Source organism: Lentibacillus salinarum, assembly GCF_042679865.1.
GTDB classification, from domain to species: Bacteria; Bacillota; Bacilli; order Bacillales; family Amphibacillaceae; genus Lentibacillus; species Lentibacillus salinarum.
The window spans coordinates 180486-198452 of sequence record NZ_JBHTNH010000029.1 but is presented as its reverse complement, the minus strand read 5'-3'; the positions used below and the strand labels follow the sequence as shown (position 1 = coordinate 198452).

22 protein-coding genes are annotated in these 17967 nt (G+C 43.3%); all 22 read right to left on the bottom strand.

Annotated elements, in window-relative coordinates; translation table 11 throughout:
• Nucleotides 1–21: 21 nt before the first annotated feature.
• The 22 genes from ACFQ4A_RS15710 to ACFQ4A_RS15605 all read right to left on the bottom strand — a co-directional run bounded on the left by ACFQ4A_RS15710 (nucleotide 22) and on the right by ACFQ4A_RS15605 (nucleotide 17958).
• Nucleotides 22–312 (bottom strand): hypothetical protein, encoded by a 291-nt coding sequence (locus tag ACFQ4A_RS15710; protein ID WP_382402328.1) that lies wholly within the window; start codon nucleotides 310–312, stop codon nucleotides 22–24.
• A 19-nt stretch (nucleotides 313–331) separates the two neighbouring features.
• On the bottom strand, nucleotides 332–2068 hold the full coding sequence (locus tag ACFQ4A_RS15705; protein WP_382402326.1) for a peptidoglycan DD-metalloendopeptidase family protein: 1737 nt from the start codon (nucleotides 2066–2068) through the stop codon (nucleotides 332–334).
• A 24-nt stretch (nucleotides 2069–2092) separates the two neighbouring features.
• Nucleotides 2093–3148: a hypothetical protein gene (locus tag ACFQ4A_RS15700; RefSeq protein WP_382402324.1), complete on the bottom strand. Its 1056-nt coding sequence runs from the start codon at nucleotides 3146–3148 to the stop codon at nucleotides 2093–2095.
• A gap of 14 nt (nucleotides 3149–3162) precedes the next feature.
• Nucleotides 3163–4368, bottom strand: coding sequence for a hypothetical protein (locus tag ACFQ4A_RS15695; protein WP_382402322.1), 1206 nt, complete (start codon nucleotides 4366–4368; stop codon nucleotides 3163–3165).
• A 2-nt stretch (nucleotides 4369–4370) separates the two neighbouring features.
• Entirely contained in the window at nucleotides 4371–6230 is a 1860-nt protein-coding gene (locus ACFQ4A_RS15690; RefSeq protein ID WP_382402320.1) for a VirB4 family type IV secretion system protein, read from the bottom strand.
• Between the two features lie 71 nt (nucleotides 6231–6301).
• Nucleotides 6302–7144, bottom strand: coding sequence for a hypothetical protein (locus tag ACFQ4A_RS15685; protein ID WP_382402318.1), 843 nt, complete (start codon nucleotides 7142–7144; stop codon nucleotides 6302–6304).
• A gap of 22 nt (nucleotides 7145–7166) precedes the next feature.
• Complete coding sequence (locus ACFQ4A_RS15680) at nucleotides 7167–7466, bottom strand: PrgI family protein (protein ID WP_382402316.1); 300 nt, start codon at nucleotides 7464–7466, stop codon at nucleotides 7167–7169.
• 12 nt (nucleotides 7467–7478) lie between these two features.
• Nucleotides 7479–7862, bottom strand: coding sequence for a hypothetical protein (locus ACFQ4A_RS15675; RefSeq protein ID WP_382402314.1), 384 nt, complete (start codon nucleotides 7860–7862; stop codon nucleotides 7479–7481).
• A gap of 2 nt (nucleotides 7863–7864) precedes the next feature.
• Complete coding sequence (locus tag ACFQ4A_RS15670) at nucleotides 7865–8542, bottom strand: hypothetical protein (protein WP_382402312.1); 678 nt, start codon at nucleotides 8540–8542, stop codon at nucleotides 7865–7867.
• Nucleotides 8543–8634: 92 nt separating this feature from the next.
• A complete protein-coding gene (locus ACFQ4A_RS15665) occupies nucleotides 8635–9156 on the bottom strand; it encodes an RDD family protein (protein ID WP_382402310.1) in 522 nt (173 codons plus the stop codon).
• Nucleotides 9157–9179: 23 nt separating this feature from the next.
• Entirely contained in the window at nucleotides 9180–9437 is a 258-nt protein-coding gene (locus ACFQ4A_RS15660; protein WP_382402308.1) for a TM2 domain-containing protein, read from the bottom strand.
• Between the two features lie 39 nt (nucleotides 9438–9476).
• Nucleotides 9477–9860, bottom strand: a complete 384-nt coding sequence (locus tag ACFQ4A_RS15655) for a hypothetical protein (protein ID WP_382402306.1) — start codon at nucleotides 9858–9860, stop codon at nucleotides 9477–9479.
• Nucleotides 9857–10039: a hypothetical protein gene (locus tag ACFQ4A_RS15650; protein WP_382402304.1), complete on the bottom strand. Its 183-nt coding sequence runs from the start codon at nucleotides 10037–10039 to the stop codon at nucleotides 9857–9859. Before ACFQ4A_RS15650 ends, ACFQ4A_RS15655 begins: the two co-directional genes overlap by 4 nt.
• 21 nt (nucleotides 10040–10060) lie before the next feature.
• Nucleotides 10061–11131, bottom strand: a complete 1071-nt coding sequence (locus ACFQ4A_RS15645; protein WP_382402302.1) for a ParM/StbA family protein — start codon at nucleotides 11129–11131, stop codon at nucleotides 10061–10063.
• 587 nt (nucleotides 11132–11718) lie between these two features.
• A complete protein-coding gene (locus tag ACFQ4A_RS15640; RefSeq protein WP_382402300.1) occupies nucleotides 11719–12366 on the bottom strand; it encodes a pilus assembly protein TadG-related protein in 648 nt (215 codons plus the stop codon).
• Nucleotides 12360–14267 carry an outer membrane protein assembly factor BamB family protein gene (locus ACFQ4A_RS15635; protein ID WP_382402298.1) on the bottom strand — a complete coding sequence of 636 codons (1908 nt, stop codon included), beginning with the start codon at nucleotides 14265–14267 and terminating at the stop codon, nucleotides 12360–12362. The genes ACFQ4A_RS15640 and ACFQ4A_RS15635 overlap by 7 nt, the downstream gene beginning before the upstream one ends.
• Nucleotides 14268–14338: 71 nt before the next feature.
• The gene (locus ACFQ4A_RS15630) at nucleotides 14339–15121 is read right to left on the bottom strand and encodes a hypothetical protein (RefSeq protein WP_382402296.1); all 783 of its coding nucleotides are present in this window, start codon (nucleotides 15119–15121) and stop codon (nucleotides 14339–14341) included.
• A 143-nt stretch (nucleotides 15122–15264) separates the two neighbouring features.
• Nucleotides 15265–15717, bottom strand: a complete 453-nt coding sequence (locus ACFQ4A_RS15625; protein WP_382402294.1) for an A24 family peptidase — start codon at nucleotides 15715–15717, stop codon at nucleotides 15265–15267.
• A gap of 137 nt (nucleotides 15718–15854) precedes the next feature.
• Nucleotides 15855–16295 carry a TadE/TadG family type IV pilus assembly protein gene (locus tag ACFQ4A_RS15620; protein WP_382402292.1) on the bottom strand — a complete coding sequence of 147 codons (441 nt, stop codon included), beginning with the start codon at nucleotides 16293–16295 and terminating at the stop codon, nucleotides 15855–15857.
• A gap of 169 nt (nucleotides 16296–16464) precedes the next feature.
• Nucleotides 16465–16722, bottom strand: coding sequence for a hypothetical protein (locus tag ACFQ4A_RS15615; RefSeq protein ID WP_382402290.1), 258 nt, complete (start codon nucleotides 16720–16722; stop codon nucleotides 16465–16467).
• Nucleotides 16715–17077: a DUF192 domain-containing protein gene (locus ACFQ4A_RS15610; RefSeq protein ID WP_382402288.1), complete on the bottom strand. Its 363-nt coding sequence runs from the start codon at nucleotides 17075–17077 to the stop codon at nucleotides 16715–16717. The genes ACFQ4A_RS15615 and ACFQ4A_RS15610 overlap by 8 nt, the downstream gene beginning before the upstream one ends.
• The gene (locus ACFQ4A_RS15605) at nucleotides 17074–17958 is read right to left on the bottom strand and encodes a type II secretion system F family protein (RefSeq protein WP_382402286.1); all 885 of its coding nucleotides are present in this window, start codon (nucleotides 17956–17958) and stop codon (nucleotides 17074–17076) included. Before ACFQ4A_RS15605 ends, ACFQ4A_RS15610 begins: the two co-directional genes overlap by 4 nt.
• Nucleotides 17959–17967 lie beyond the last annotated feature (9 nt).

Below are 17967 nucleotides of genomic sequence, written 5' to 3'. Positions count from 1 at the left end.
CCCTCCCTTTTCCGTTCTACATTAAGGTGCATTGTTGGTGACACCTTCCAGTACAGCAATCACTGTATCTGCATTTCGGACAATTAAAAAAGCGATGATAGCAAAGACCAAACCACCACCGCCTGCCCCTCTTAACCTGTTGGAACCTAATACAATACCAATGACAAGCACAAAAGCTGAAATACCTAAAAACATCATAAATAAAGGGGATGAAATGTTTTGTAACATCACTAAAAATTGTTCTATCGTCTCCACGATCCAGTTGCCAAACTCGTTCAGCGTTACGGATTCTACTTCTCCACTATCGTTCATGATATTCCTCCTAACTCACTTAAAATGACATGTTAAGAAACGTCATAGGGTTCACGGACTGCTTGTTCTGTTCAAGCTGAAAGTGTAGGTGACAGCCAGTTGATTTACCGTTGTCACCCACTCGGGAAATCATTTGTCCTTGTTGAACTGTGTCACCGGCATCCACCAGTAAATCCTCCTCGTACATATGACCGTAAATCGTTGTCAATCCTCCACTGTGATTAATCACAATCCATTGACCATAACCGCTTGCCGGGCCGGAATCACTTACAGTACCACTTGCCGCCGCAACAATGGGTGTCCCGCAGGATGCACCAACATCAATGCCATTATGGAAAGACTGTTCTCCGGTTACCGGATCAGCACGAGTACCATACGTTGATGTGATATTTGAAGATGTTGGCGTTGGCCATGCCAATTGACCACCACCCCCGCTCGTCATAACAGTACGTGACAGTTGTATAGCTTCTTCTGCATACTCATGACTCCCCCCGGAATATTGGTATAATGCCTGATGAGCGTCTTCACTAATATCCAAATAATCCAGGTATTTGGCTGCACTAAAAATGGAATCTATGGGATCAAAAATATCCTTTTCACCATCATTGTTACCATCGACGCCTATCGAATCAAAGGTACTTGGCAAAAACTGCATCATTCCTCTTGCAAGTTCCCCACTCGGGTTAGGCGGTCCAACCGCATCAGGGCGGAATGTAGATTCCATAAAAGCAACAGCCATTAGAATATTTGGATCGACATTGTATTCTCCACCGGCATCTTCAAAAGCCTGTCGCCATTCTTCCGGCAAACTGGAAATATCAATACCGCCCAATGAATTTGCGGTAATTGTTGGTCGCCCCATCAAAAATCCAAGTGCTGGCGCTCCGGTACCGGCTGTTTCACCTGTATGCAATACCATTTCCCGATCATCATCAGTGATGGTGTCCTCGTCCATTTTGTCTTTAAGAATAGCGTCCAACCTTGAATAATCCTGCTCAAAATCGATACCGGAAATAACTTTCTTTTCCACGGTCACTTTCATATTGTCGTTCTCAGTTGTTGTCTCATCCCATTCGTAAGAATAAGCATAACTGCCCTTCACCGTGTCTGCATCGGTTAACAGCTGCACCTCTTTTTCTTCTGTTTCCGTGACTGTTTCCGTCACTGTCTCGGTTTCTCCGTTTTCCAATTCTTTTTCCTTTTCCTCCTCTGTTTCCGTTGTGATGGTCACAGTGCTTGTTTCGTATTCAAATACAGGTGCTAAATCCTCTGCCAATTCCTCTAAATCGTTATAAGGCATCTCGTGATTCACCTCTTGTGTTTCCGCACTGTAAAAATCGACACTGTAAATCAAGCCCCAATGCAGACGGTATTTTAGTTCTTCACCGGACTCTGTTTTAACACCAGGGAAAACGGTGTCCGCTGCATCCTGATATTCTTGTTTAAGGGCTTCATCCTGTTCATTTATGCCACCGTGACCATCAAGATCACCACCGGATACGTTGCCAAAAATCGTGGTCAGAGCCAATATAACGATGATCACGATTAAAATTATCCCGATGACGATCCAACTATACGGGTTAGCTAAAATTTTCGTTGCTAGTGCCCTTCCGGCTTTTATTGCAAGTTTTGCGATATGTTTGGCAAGTTTCTTTCCTAATTTTTTCCCTGCTTTTCCGGCTGCTTTTCCGGCTACTTGTCCGCCTTTTTTACCGGCATCATGAATCTTTTGTTGCTCTTTTTCTTCTTCCCCCAAAGCTAAGGTTCACCTCCTTACCTTCTATTCCCGATTAAAATGGGAATAGCGTCCATTAGATCGAAACTGGCCTGAGCTTTTCGGTCTTACCATCGGCTTCTGTTGTGTCGGCATGTTGCCTTTCGGCGTTGCTCGTTGCCCTGTGCTAGGACTTTTCACTCCTGGGCTCGATGATGTTCCACCTGTTCTTGCACCGGTCATCTGTTTTGCACCCACGTTAGAGGCAGCGCCTCTTTGACGAGAAGACCGTATATGCCTAATCCCGCCTCCTGTGGCTTGAACAGCTTTACTTCCGCCATATGCAGCCAGCCCTGCTGTACCACCAATTGCTTTACCAGTCATCTGTGATAAGGCTGTTCCTCCTTTATTAACAAGGTGTCCGGCAACTGGGCCAAATGGTATTGCCATTCCCATGCCAGCCATGGTGGATGGAACTTTTCCAATCGCACCGCCAACTTTACCACCGACATTCGCCCATTTTTTGGTTTGTGACCGGGCGGTTGGTTTGTTTTGAGACTGACGGGATGTAGACCTGTTTATATTACTGTTCGCCCCGGCGCCCGACTGGTGCGTTGCGTTAGCATTATGTGCGGTCGCACCAGTAGCAGTGGAAGCACCTGCCTGTTCATTTCCACCTGTACTCATTCCGGATGAAATAGGCTGACCGTGCTTGTCAACAATGGAAGAACCTTCTCTGTTGGTTGTACGTTGCCCTGTTGTGCCATTTCTTTCGTTTGCAGTCGTGGCACGTTTTTCGGGCAAATAACCACCATGTCCTTTATCACTACCATCAGAAGATATGTTTTTGTTACCATTCGTTCCATCTGCCCTACCTGTATCGGGCGCTTTTCCGCCTTCTGACCCTTTGTTACCGCCACTTGACCCCATGTTTTTCATGCCGGCCATAGCAATGAAACTTGCGTTTCTTAATGCATTTTTTCCTGCCCCTTCAGCTTCCTCGGCAGGATCGCCACCAAAAAACGCATCCAATAACCCGTTTATCATGTTCCGGACTAATTTTGCGGTGGGTATAAGGGCGAATAACATAATCAGTGCGGCAATTGCGTTTATGGCTATCAATCAAATCCTCCTTCCTAAAACATAAAACCTCTTAATATATCAACAATCAGAACTGACCCTATACAAATCAGGCAACCTACTAAACTAGTACGAATGCCTCTAATTGCATGGAATCGCGCTCGTGGATTACCACTTGACATGGATAATCGCAAACCGTTATACGTTAATGCGCCAACAGCAACCACACCACCTATGGCAATCAAAAAGGACAGTACCGGATCAACAATCGACTGCATGCTATTTCCAACTATATCCAAGTTATCCGTATTGAATATGCTTGTACCGTTGCTGGCAGCGTTGACAAAGGCTAGGTATAGCACAATAACCACTGCGTGAGCTGACTGAATAAATGTCTGACTCAGTAATTCCGATAACCATGTTTTGAAGGCTTGTCCATTTTTGTCACGTGCATAAGCGACAGCTGCTAACGGGCTGATTACTACCAGAAAACCAATAATGAATTTCCGGAAAATGTATTGAATCAACAACACCAAGGTCATAATAGCCAGCCCTAAATGAAGAATGGCATCACCAATTGCGTTGGTTGTGAGACTTTTGTCGTCCCATGATTGATCCAAAACACTAAACACGTCTCCGAAAACCTCATTATCGCTAACAAGTGTATTCAGACCATCAACGATGGCATAGTTCAAATTGAAAATGATAAAAACTGCTATATACATAAACACAAGCATGGCTGCGCCGCCAATCCAGCCATAAATATCTTCTAGTAGGTGTGTTCGCTCAATCGGATTGGTGCTTTCTTTCATCAGTTTAAGCCCGTAATGTGCGATCATGACCGCAAACAACAACCAGCCTGCAAAAGAAAAAGCAATCCTCAATGGATTAACCGCAAAATTCCATTCTGCCGCTGAGAAAATATTACCGACAGAAGACGACGTATATTCTCCCCCGGTCAACGGATTCACGGAACCAAATATCACGTACTGTAATTCCGTCCCGGCAAATGTCCACTCGATAACTTCCGCAAAAGCATCAATCACCGTGGCAACAAGATTAATAATAATCCCTGTTACCATGCCGTTATCATCTTCTGCCGGGTGCTCATCTTCGGGAGGCTCTTCCGGATTGGTATCGGGTACATACCCTTCATGATCGTCTGGTACAGATTCAAAGCCAGTTGATGCCATTGTTACTGACGGCGTTAGGGCAACAAACATCGTTAATACCGCCATTAATGCTAACAGGAAGCGTTTCATTGTTACGCGTCGCCTCCTCCCGGTGTTGTATTCACAAAGTCATGTTCAAATGGCGAGGCATCCATACGCAATAATGTGGCGTTTTTACCGATTTTTAGTAATGCCTCACCGGGATAAGCCCCTTCTAAAAACTGTCTTTGCCCTTTTGGCAGATGATACTGTTCCTGCACATAATCAATGTCTGATTCACTTTGTTTTAATAGCATCGTGGCACTGGCATTGGTCAGAACAGCTTTCCCCTGCTGCGAACGGGTAAATTCCTCAAATGACTGTGACGCCACACAAAAGCTAGTGTTTCGTTTCCGCACCCGCCGGCTCATTTTTTCCAAGAACATGGCGGATTCCTCGTGATACATGAACATCCAGGCTTCATCAGCTATGGCCAGTTTCCGGATATGCGGATTTTGTTTGATGAATTTTTCCCAAGTCCAACTCAGAACAATGTGCATGGCAAGAGGACGCATAACGCCTTCCTCTAAGTGGGAAATATCAAAATCAATTGCCGGAACATCTTTTAATTGTACCCGGCTCTGTCCATCAAACAGGCCAAGTGAATGACCGGCTGTAAATGGATATAACAGCGTTTGTAACCGTCTGCCATGTTCAAAATCTTTTTCCTCCAGCCAATTCACGACATCGCTAATCGTTGGCATCTCTTTCTTGCGGTAACCGACATAGCCAACACGATTATCCTTTTCGTAAAGCGAATTGGCATCACGTGTAATCCCCCGCTCGGAATACAAGGACATGATACATTGATCGAGCAATGCATTTTCCTCCGGTGACAACAAATAACCGCCATTCGACTTAAACATCACTTCAAATGTGGTTTTTAAATCCTGTAATTTTTCCTGCAAGTTGACCTTTTTGTTGCCGTTGTCGTCGGTTTCTTCCTCAATATCAAACGGGTTAATGAGAGCCGGTTCGTCCGGCTTAAAATCCACGATGGTTCCACCAAGTCTTTCCGTTAAAGCCCGGTACTCACCATCCGGGTCGATAAACACACTGCGTACCCCCTGCAAGGCGGAACGGGCAGCCATCAATTTCAGGGTGTAACTTTTACCGGCACCTGATTGGGCAAATACGTTGATATTGGCATTCGGCATAACCGGCGGGCCAATAAAGGAATCAAAGATAACAGGCGCATTCGTGTTTAAATTTGTACCAAGATATATCCCATCTTTATGTGCCATATTACTTGCTGTAAATGGAAAAAGAGCCGTGGAGGCTCCTAAATTAAAGTTTCGATAATCATCTATTTTATTTTCAAGCAGTGGCAACGTGCTTCTCAGCCCCTGTTCTTGTCTTAAAAAGTTGCGCCGCAAATGTACAGAACGCCCGCCAAGGCGTTCTTCCAATATTTTGGATGTTTTATCCAATTGATCTTTATCCTCAGCTTTAAGTGTAATAACGACCGTAATAAAAAACATTTTATCCTCATTCATTGTGACTGCATCCCGTAATTGCCACGCATCCTGAATGCTTTGTTCCAACTCCCCGAGTCTTGCAATGTTCCCTTTTTGTTCCGAAATGATACGCTGTGATTCCAAGCGTGTAATTTTAGCTGTTAAATCTTTTTCCACTTCATAGTCCTGCACCGGTGTAATGTGTGTCGAGACAACCACATCCCCAACTTCATAAACGTCATCTAAAAAACCCATACTTACTTTACGGGGGAAGTTTTTAATGACAAAATTTCGCATCCACATACCGGAGCCAAGTTGAATGGCGTCTTTTTTAATATAAGCCCCGTCAGGTGAGAGGAAATCTTTAATATTGGTTACGCCTTTTTCCAGTCCGGATGTAGTCTCAGGTGTTGGCTGCACTTTCTGTTTTGATTTTTTCTTTTTAATCCCGAGCATTGAATACCTCCTACCATAATTAATTAAAGTTTTAAATAAACCTTTAAATATTGTTTTGTGTAAATAAATCTTTATAGCATAACTAGTTTCTTGCCATCCTGTTGTTGTGCAGGCCCTTGTCCAGGTTTGGGTTGTTCCATATGCGGATCTCTTGCGTGTTCCTGTGTTTCAAAATGAGGCTGAACCGGAGTATCCCGCCTGACAACAAAGGATGTGTGTTCATCGCCAAGTGCGTCTTTTAAACGAGCGTTAATCACCCGGTTGGAATGAAAAACATTGTAGAATACATCAGATGCCTGTTGTGTATCCAATACACGGGCAATATGGCCTGCCCGACGCATACCGGATATAAGAAGTCCGCACCGGCGATCCAGCTCATTAATGGCCTGCTGCCTGTCAGCCATGTCATCAACCCCGACAACAAGATAATCCTGCTTAATCAAAATTTCCTGTTTCGTTTCCTCGTCCAAATACCGCATGTGTTCCCTTGCATAGTCCTGTATGGTATCCGGCAGCATGTTTATCTTTTTTTGCATCTTTTGGATGTAATCGTTCAAATCCACGGGACTGGTAATGGAAACCGGCTGAATGCTGAAACTTAAAGATGCCAGCACTCCGGCCATTGACCCGTCAACTGCCTCCTGCTCTGCATCACTTAACGAGTGATAATTCAGGGAATCCACCCCAATGACGGCACGAATGCTGCGGCCATCCTCCATCGTAATAATCCCTTGATCTATTTTACGGAATCCTAATAAATCCTCAGCTTTCCCTTCCTGTGTGTCTTTCTGCTTTTTCTTTTTTGGTGTTGATGGTTGTTCTGTTTCTTCCCCTTCTCCATCGTCTGCTTTCGGTTGTTCCATTTTCTTGGTATAGATTAACAACGCAATAACGATGAGAGCGAGGAAACCCATTAACCCAAGACCAACATATAAATTAATGTGAATCCCCTCCTCGTGTATATGCCTTCGGACGCTTCACATAGCGATAATAATTCAATAAAAACTTATCCAGTCGTCCGTGTACTGGATGTTCAAAGAACGCCAGACCCACAGCCCCGACTGTAATCGGAGCCATGAGAACCAGACGAACGGCAGCCGGCAGAAAGCCCAGAAACCAAATACCAGCGTCTATCACACCGGCCACGCCGACATAGGCAACCTGCCGGAGCGAAAATTTCCCACCGATAATTTTATCTTCAGAATCAAATTCCATTGGTACGTCATAACGTGGCATGCGCTTTCCTCCTTACACGATATTTTCTACTAGTCCTACGATGACACCGGCAAAAACGGATGCACCAATCGCAAGGATACCACCGGCTAATGACCACATAATGCCATAAATGGCTTCTGTCCTTGTTTGCGGATTACCACTTGATCCGATGAGTTTCATCCCGTCTAAAATAAGTTTACCGAGTAAAATCACACCGGCAATGGCAGCTAAAAATTGAATAATGGTCTTGACAATTTCCCCAATTGTTGAATCGAGGTCACGTGATGTAATGTCACTTGTTCCATCCGGTACAGATGCCAAAACGGTATCCGGCATCATAAAAAGAATCATCGCTGTCGAAAAAACAGCCATGATCCCAAGGAATTTCCAATTAATTTTTTGTTTAATAAACGTCATGCTTATACTTCCTCCTCTGTTTGTACGTAATGAAAAAAGCCAGTTAAAATGTGCATTCCTCCCTGTACATCTTGAATGACTGGTATGCGAAATTCTTCTAAGAGTGCATCTATTTGGTCATTAGCATCACTCCCTTCAAGGATCTGTTCATATCGCCTACTGCCTTCCTCGTTCTCCAAGGGTGTTATGAGAATTTCATGAAAAAAGGCCGTCGTAAAATCAAATAAACCGGGACGGGCATCATAATATTGCACATAGGCATCACCGTCATTGGCACTGAATCGGTCAATCAAATCAGCATAATTACCTTCTGTATGAGCCAAGTCCTCCAACACTGCCCCTAAACCCTCTTGCTGTTCACGCTCCCGTAAATACTCCATCATATGAGCCAACTGCAAGGCTGTCCAACCAAGGATTTCAGCAGAACGCCACGTAATGTCCTCGTACCAATGTTCTCTCGGACTGTTCGCCAATACGTCCTGTATGTCCGTCCTTATCGTGTCACCCAATAAAGCATCTGTCGTGATGTCCTCGGAAAATGAACGAAAACCGAGCCAGTGCTCCAACCAAGCATTAATATCAGCACCAATCAAGGCATAATTCTCCTGTTCCAAATAACGCTTATGATACATCTCTGAATAGTTCTCTGATGCATTGAATTGATCAATCAGTTTTGCCAAAATCATCATCTCCCTTTTCTTAATTAAAAAAATTCAATTTAAAAACCCCCGGTTCATACCGGGGTTAGCTGTTATCCATTCTGCCTGAACTACTAATTTATAGTAACAATATTTTGTACTTTCTTTTTGACCACATAAGTATTGAACAAATAATCATGAAAGCCACGTTTGCTCCTGCTGGCTACGATCATCCCCATATTTCCTATTATGACGATACCGGCAATTGTACTGCCTATATCCGGGTAAATGTCTCGGAATATTAAGCCCCAAATCCCCGCACTAACAAGCAACAGGGGCACTCGCCATAGAGATTGTGTCCAATTCAGTTTTCCGCCTGTTTTCGGCATAATTGCAATACTCATGGCTCGTTTTCCAATTGTTTGGCCGTAGCTGTATTTATTCAAAAGTGTAAAATACAACAAACAAAACCCTAAACCAACTAACTCTAAAATAAGTTGATAAGGGAAAACCTGAAGACCATAATGATGAATGGCTGTCCATGCAGCCCCACAAATAGCAAAATCAATGATTAAAGCAATCACTCTCCGTATAACGCCGGCCGGTTCAAACTCATTTGCTTGGAGTTCAACACGATAGTCATCCAAAAGTGCCATTTTCTCGACCCCCTTCCTTATGTTTAGCGTGGGTTCCGGCACATCCCAGGAATGAGGAATAGGTCAATAAACAACCATATCCATAGTGGGATCACTAACAACCAGCCCACAATCAGCCATGTTGTTGCCCAGCCGATTAAACCTAATAATAATTGCACAATGCCTGAGCCTACCCGACCGGTATAGAAACGATGGATGCCGAGCTGTCCCAAAAAGAACCACAAAACATAACACAATGCTATGCTTCTGGCCGCATATGCATTCCGGGATTCCACTTCCATGATCGTCACCTCCTTAGTAACCATATCGGAAATATTGATTTAATCTTGTAACCCAAACGAACTCAGCATAGCTTGTGCAGTCTCTTTGACCTTCTCATCGGGCACTTGTTCGTCCTTATCTTGTTCCTGAGACTCATTATTTTCAGTTGTTAAGGGACTGCCTGTGCTTAACTGGCTTATTTGTGTCTGTATGGCTTCAAACGTAGCATCGTTACTTTCCCGTAATGAACGAATTTCCTTTAATAATTCCTGAAATTGCTTTTGTTCCTGCTGATCCTGTTTCATCTGACGGTAGGCAAATCGGAGCATTTCCCGGATGACCTTGCTTGTTTGTGCATTCGGGACCTGCTCCAAAAATATTGCCAGTTCCTCGTCTTCCTCTTGCAAGCGAAAGGCATATCGTTTTTTCCATGCATGTGTCATCCTGATTCACTTCTCTGTCCTCTTAAAATCTGTACTTTAGCCTCAGCCACTTTCATATTAAACACGGCCACCGGTTCATGTGTTTTTAATTTATCAGGATCATTTCTGTATTTGCGGCGAATGTGAAGTAACTCGTTTTCCGCCGCAAGAAATTCCTTTTGCGCTTGTTCCATATCCATCATCCTTCCCCCCTTTTTTGATTAGCCGTGTTTTGTGACGGAGTCCGAGTCCGTTGATTCAGACTGGAAAATAGCCTTACCAAGTCGGCTATACCCAATCGCATTCGCAAACTGGCTGGATGGAATTGTTTTTAACCGATGGTCAAATGCCGGTTGAAAATGTTCAGCGAATAATGAACCACCGCCACCAGCAAGGAAAATACCATCAAATAGGTCCGATTCCTCAGCCCAAACAGACTTCAAACGGTCTACAATATTGGCTGTAATGGCCTGCAAACTCCTGCCAATCACTTGCGAGAAGTCTATTTTGTCACCCCGGTAAGTCAGCTCCTTGTCACGCAAAATACGGTCAACATAAGATTCACTTAAATCAGCCCCGCCGGTTTTCGTTTTGTATGCCTGCCTGACTTCCCGGTACAGGTTAATCACCCCTTCATCCACGGTGCCGGACAGTTTCGTTTTCGGTACAAATGAGCCGCCCTGTTTCATTTCCACCACAACAAAGTCGGTTGTACGGAACCCAACATCAATCAGCCCGATAATGGAACCTTCCCGCATAAAGTCTGCATATACCGGTCGTCCTCTGTCATCCATCAGTGCCGCAAATATGGCCGCCGCACCCTGCGGAAATACAAGCCCCTGTTCAATAACTACTTTACGATGACCGGACACCGGCCCTGATTGCCATTCCAATTCCGGCTGCACACCGGTAATTGACCTCTGAAAATCTTTGGCTTGTGACTGGTAAAAATCAAGCGGCAACCCTGTCACGATTTGTACAGCGTTTGTGTTTTCGTCTGTAACAAGCTGAATGGCGACATTTAACAAAATGTGTGTATATTTGTGACTGAATCGCTCCCGTTCAAATATACGTGATTGTGACCGGGACTCTTTAGCCAAGTCACCTACAAAATAATCTTCACCTTGTACTTTTACATGAATGTTAGATATGTCACGGGATGAATCGCCAAACAAGTCCATTAGTCCTCGTTCATACCCGTTTCCAACAATAGATGGGAATAACACCTGTTTTCCATTGGATGACATGGCTTTGACATAACCATATCCTAAATCAACCGCAACAATTTCCATTTCACTACCTCCTAATAATAAAAAAAGTGGACATTCCTTGGTAGAAATGCCCCTGACTTCATTTTGCAAATGTAATGTGTACAAAACAGCTTTTCGTGGTATAATAAACATAGAAAAGGGATAACCCCCATATAATAGAAAGACCGCCGATAAATATCGACGGTCACAATAGACCGAACCCCGTCAAAGGGGGCGGCTCTTTGGAAGATAAACCTCCCGGATCAGAGCTACCAACTCAGGGGAGGTTTATTTATGTCGGTCCGACATAATGAATGTCACAAGCATCCCAAATGCAAACAATAAGGTGAGCACCTGAAAAGTAGACATTATATGCCTCACCTCCTTCCCCGATATGACATGACCAAAGTCCGCCTACGGGTAACAGAAGTGAGCCACCCTCCCATGAGAAGTCGATCTATTGTTCCTTCTATTCTATCATATCTTGACCACATTATGGTTTTCGCAATCATTTTTCCCAAGGTTAAATAAATATGGTTTTGTGACTTTAAATATTACTTTAAATATTCATTTATGGCTTTGAGTATTGCTTACTTTAAATATCACTTTATTTAAAGTAATAAATAATGTTACCATTCGACCGCTTGACCGTGTGCCCGCTTATGCACGTTGACACTATTCGGTACATCATCCGCATTATAAAAGCCTTCCGCAAAAGAAGGGAAATACATATAGTCGACGTTCACATCTGCCCAAACCGCAATTTTATCCTGATCCGTAAGATGAGGATCAACATCCGTCACTTCTTTGCCATCTGCTGTTAATGTCGATTGATTGGCGTTCTCCCAAAATAACTCGTTTGCAGTGTCTTTGGCGTCATCTTCACGAATTTCAACCCACTCTTGAACAACAGATTCCTCCGGTTCATGAACGGTATAATCCCAATGGTCAAATACTCTTTCTGTATATGGGGAAACTCGTGTACAAATTTCTTCATCCTGTTCATTGTACTCACAATCATAGTTGTAAACTGGAACGTCTTTATAAACTGGCTCTCTTGTCGTTTTTTCCTCAAAATCGACTTGTTCATGATAATCAGATTGTGCTGCACCGGCTAATGCCCCGGCATCCGCCGCCTTATAAGTATCGGATTGCACAATACGTACATTACCAATATCGACAATCAACAGAATAATTAGCAGCATGACAACGCTTGTCAGAGCAAAAAAGGGCAATACTGCCCCTTTTTCAGACGAAACCTTTGGATTTTTTACCATGCGGAATTACCTCCCCAACCGTCAGCTTCCTGTTCATTTGGAATAAGAATCGCCCGTGTCGGTTTTTCCCCAACATGGTGCTCCGTCCATTCCCGAACACATTCATCACCGTTCCATTCCGAATCCCCTCCACATTCAGGAGGTTCTGGCGGAACAACCTCATATGTGTCTCTTATAATATTATTTTCCTTAACCATATCAATATCATCATCCACTTCATCATAGTAATCAACAACCAGTCTTACCGGAAAAGTGCCTACTTCATCGGTTGCTATTTCAGGGGGAACCGTTGTCCAGCCTCCACGGGTATCTTCTGCCGCAAATCCATCTTCAAATCGTTGTTCATCCACCATTACCCCGTCAACGTAAAGCCTCGTTGAAAAGGGTGTTTCAATACTTTCCAGCCCATCCAGGACTGTTGCTGAAAAAACACGTAACGGAAGTCCCTGCTGAATTTTATCCTGTACTCTTAATCGACCCGTAAGATCACCGAAATCTTCCGTCCACGGTGTGGAATAGGCATATAGTGTCCCGTTTGTACCACTGGCATTAGGTTGTGCAGAAGTGTTAGCTCCGAAAACAATATGCCCATCTGCAACAAGAATCTCAGTGGCCAGCCCTGCACCCTGATAATAAGAGCTTCCACTACCACTTAGGGCATCTAACGCATATTGTTGGCGACCGTTTTCTTCTGTGATGTAATGAGGTTCTCCTGAGTTCAGGTCAAATATACGCAAATTCCCTTCTGTAGTCCCAATCAGAACAATTGAGTTGCCATCACCATCTGTGCTGATCGTTGGAGCATTGGCAATTTCACCATCAAAATTACCGGATGAACGTTTATCACCTGATGATGTGCGTGTCCATTTCACATTACCGGAATCTGTATCAATGGCAGCAATCATTCCGGTTTCCCTACCGTTCTGATAACGATAAGGCACAACCAGTGTATCCCCGGATAGCGCCGGTGAGTTATTGACAAGTGTTGTCCCGGTCGAACTTGATGCATAGGTTGTGTTTTTCCAGACCTGTTTTCCAGTAGAGGCATCTACTGCATAAACTGTTCCGCTTTTGTCGGCAAAATACAGATGATCTTCTGCTTCATCATATGTCACACTGGCAGACACCCCATTGTCAGTTTGAAATGGCTGTGACCATACAAACTCATAGGACGGTTCGTTTCCGGGACCATTATCAATAATCCTGTAGGCATCTACAAAAGCTGAACGGTTCGTATATTTATAACTCACCGGTACAAAAATGATTGGATTTTCTCCTCCCTTAACTCCAAACGTTCCGGTGATTTCCATTGATGAGTTACTACCCAAATCTAATAATGTCGTTTCATTATTTTTATTTAGATATAAATGTGCCTCACCCGTTCCATAAGCAATCAACTCGTTTCCAACCGTGGTCGGAGCACTAACCAAACGGGCATAAGCATTAATAGATTTTGTGATTTCCAATGTTTTTGGATTCACCTTTCTAATTCGATTATCCCCTGTTCCTACATAAATGGAATTGGTTTCAGCATCGTATACCGGGTGACTAGTAGCATGATAATCATTACTGATCTTTACCCTTTTAGTTCCATTGTTCAATAATGATTCCACCGACAAATTGCCACCTGTAAAGGGAATATCCAACGGGATTTTATATAAATAACCACCTGCCTGATGGAAAATATGCTCATTGGCGACAATTGGTTGTGAAATCGACCAGCCAATGTTAGGCGTTTGCCACTTTAAATACAGTGGTGGTTGTGTCGATTGGCCAACAGCCTCCCTTGTGCGCTCTTGATCTTTACCAAATGTTGACCATGACGAAGATGCTGAAATGGATAAAGGCAATAACACCATCATTAGAACCAAAAGAAACATCCAGCGTGCTTTTCTTTTCAAGAAGAATACCTCCTACCTAAAAAAGAATCAGCACATTAAATGTGCTGACCCTTATTTCTTCCTACTAATTTTTAATTATAACGATCACTTACATCCTCTTCATTAACATCTGGATTAATAACTTCCCCTTCATCAATGCCACTACCATCGTAATCATCATCAGAACCACCAGAGCTATTTGACGAATCTGTAGATCCATCATCTTGTGGAGGGTTGTTGTTATTGTCTTGAGATGAACTATCACTTGGATCATCATTTGTTCCCCCATCATTTGATGAATCATTGTCCGGCTCAGGTTGCGAATCATCAGACCCACTACCGGATGAATTATTACCATCCCCTGAGCCTGAATCACCTGACCTATTGGTATTGTTTGATGGGGCTGAGTTATTATTATTTACCTGCTGGCTGTCGTTACTATCGGATGATGTACTCTGATTTGCTGATGAACCGTTATTATCAGTATTGTCATTGGATGTTGCATTGTCATTACTTGAAGGACTGCCCTCATTATCAGCAGAACGGTTATCTTCTTCGTTGGAAGATTGTTCTTCCTGCTCATCCTGTTCCTGTTGCTGTTCGTCTCCGGCTCCATCTTCATTGTCGGCATTATCCTTATTCGCTGTTTCTACCTTATCACCAAGTTCATCACTTTTCGCTTTGTCCTTTTCCCGCTCTACCTTTTTTGCATGTGTCAGCCAATCCGGTGATTCTGTCATCCATTTTTCCGCATCTTTAGCTTCATTGTCCGATGAACCTGTTGCTGCCCAAACAACACCTGATCCACCCAATACAACGACAACTGCCCCCGTGGCAATCACCCATTTTTTTCGTAATACCTTTGTGAAGTCCATTAAGATTCCTCCCTTGTTTTAGTATCGGTACAAACAAAAGTAATTTTGAATAAATTCCTATAAACAACAAACCCCCATGGATAACTCCACAGGGTGCAATTCTTGATGTTAATCCCAAATTATAGCATAGTTTTCAGACTCTTTCACAAAATCACAAGGTTCATAACACCTGTATTGATCACAAATAGCCCGGTAAGAATGCCACCACCTAACGAAACACCGTATGGAATAGGCTCTTTTCGTACTTCCCAGTATTTTCGTTTCTTTACGCCGACTTTCCAAATAAGCATGATAATAATATGCAAAAGTCCAATCACTGAAGCCATGGCAAACGATACAAGCACAAACGGTATACTTGTCCAAGCTCCCACGCCTGCCATCCATTTCACATCACCCATACCGACTTGACCGAATAATGCCGGAATGAAAAAAATCAAACCCGCCACAGCACAAGAGATAATCGCTTGTGTCAAATGGCCATTCACCATATAAAATCCAATCCCTGTCAGGATAAGCGTATAGGTCAGCCAGTTAGGGATAATCATCCACCTAATGTCCGTATATACTGCTATGATTACAGATATTGATATAACCAAGATAACGATTCCGGTAATGTTAGGTCACCGCCTCTCAATACAAATATAAAAACATAACTCATGGCAAACACAATCATAAAAACGAGTAAACCAAACAATATCCCCTTAAGCCAACTTGTATCCACTGATAATCCCCCTTATGGCCCTAATTTCGTTTCATCCAGGAAAGTGGCTGATGATTCAATTGGGATGGATGTCCCCCAAAAATCAGGATTCCCCAATAAGCCACCTATCATCGGAACAATGGTCGGCTGTTGATACTGTATCGTGACCGTTACGGTTCCATCACTATGTCTGTCAATCGTGACATCATCCTCCGGATCAAACGTTGTCAAAGACTCGTACTCGTACATCAACCCGCCATCAATAACGCCTTTTTCTGCAATTGTATTAATTTGATCTTCATCGGTTGTGACAGCTGCGACCCTTGCAGCCTCATGACTGGCATTGGATATTGTGAGTTTGCTGTTAATGGCCAACGCTAAAATAAGACCAACAATAATGAGAAACAGCATAAGTGGCAGCATCATGGCAAACTCTACAAAGGCTTGCCCCTTTTGATTTTTCAATCGCTTCAAGTGCCAGACCTCCTTCCTTATTTACATAATGATTGAAATATTGGTTTATTTATTTCCATAAAGCAATATTTATGTACTTAAATCAATATTTCTTTACAAAAATAAATAAATACAGAAACCAATAAATCATTAAATAAAGAAAGCGACTCGAGATGAGCCGCCCTCTATCTTACCATCCGCCGGAGCCACCGCCATTAGGATCATTGATTCCAATAGCACTGGTTATATCCTCAAACAATCCCATCAATTGATCACCAAATAAACCAATGACTAACACAATAACGAGAATGATACCACCGATAATCATCCCATATTCCATCCATGTTTGCGCTCGGTTGTCACGGGCTTTCAGACGGATATTTTGTAATGAAAAATTTGCTTTTATAGCCATCAAAAACGCTGCTACATAAGACATTGCTTTAGACACGAAGCATTCCTCCCTTTGTTAATTGATCCAGCTCAATGTAATGACCTGTCATCATTTCACCCAATTTTCCACTCGGTACCTCCAACACCATTTTGGCTTTACGTACAACTCTTGTTGCACGCCACGGTTTCATATCCAATACGGCATGTACCACTCTCCCTTGACGATCTAAAAAGAACACATCAATGTTTTGTTTCATAAAAAAGGTGTGGATGCTTTTAGTCGGCAGTAACATCCCCCCTTTCCAGTCAGGACGGAACAACAACCCTTGAAGTCGCTGAAGCATTGTTCCTGCAATGAGTACCTCACAGGCATAGCCATCATTTCGGACAGTGATTTTTTTAATGCCTTTCATAACAAACCACTCTGCCCAAATGACATCATGACCGGTGCAAACAAAATAGCCATCATAGGCATGAGAATAAAGAAAAACATCGGAAACAGAATTTTGGTACTCATCTTTTGCACTGTTTGATCAATCTGATTGCGTTTATTCGTTCTGACTGCAAACGAGAATTGACGCAAGGAGTAAACAACATCCATGCCGGCACCATATTTGTTTGCCTGATGAAGAATGGTCACCAACCCGTTCAAATCCGGCTGATCCACCCTCAAAGACATCTGATGGAGTGCATCTGTCATGCCCCTTGTCTTACTCTGCCTTAGCATCACATTCATTTCTTCTCCTAATGGGCCACTTACAGCAAGTGCCGCCTTTTCCATACCGGAATAAATCGAAGCACCGGTTTCCAACATTAACGAAAAGACATCAACGAATGAAAGTAATTGATCGTCAATGTCTTTCCTGCGCTCTTGCCATTTCTTATTAAGCGCTACTTGTGGTCGCATCCATCCGGCAAACCCAAAGAAAAAAAGTGTTAAAATACCTAATCCGCCAGCTAAAAAGCCGACACTGCCGAACAGGACACCGATAGACAAGCCTGTTAATTGCTCACCTGCTATTTCTTCCGGTGTTTGTTTGGAACCTGCTTGATCCAATTTATTTTCCAGTTTCTGCCTTCGTGACGTACTAAGTACGAGTGGCGCAAAGCCCTCCATCTTCTCTGCTAATTGTTTGAACAACCTGCTTGTTTGTTCCGTCTGTGCGTTAAACCGTTTACGGAACGATTCCTCATGCAGGATGACATTATCCAGTTTCCTGCGCCTGAATGTGGCGACCTGGTATATCCCGCCAAACAATAACAATACCGAAAGCCCTGCCAGTATACCCACCATAAGCAAAAC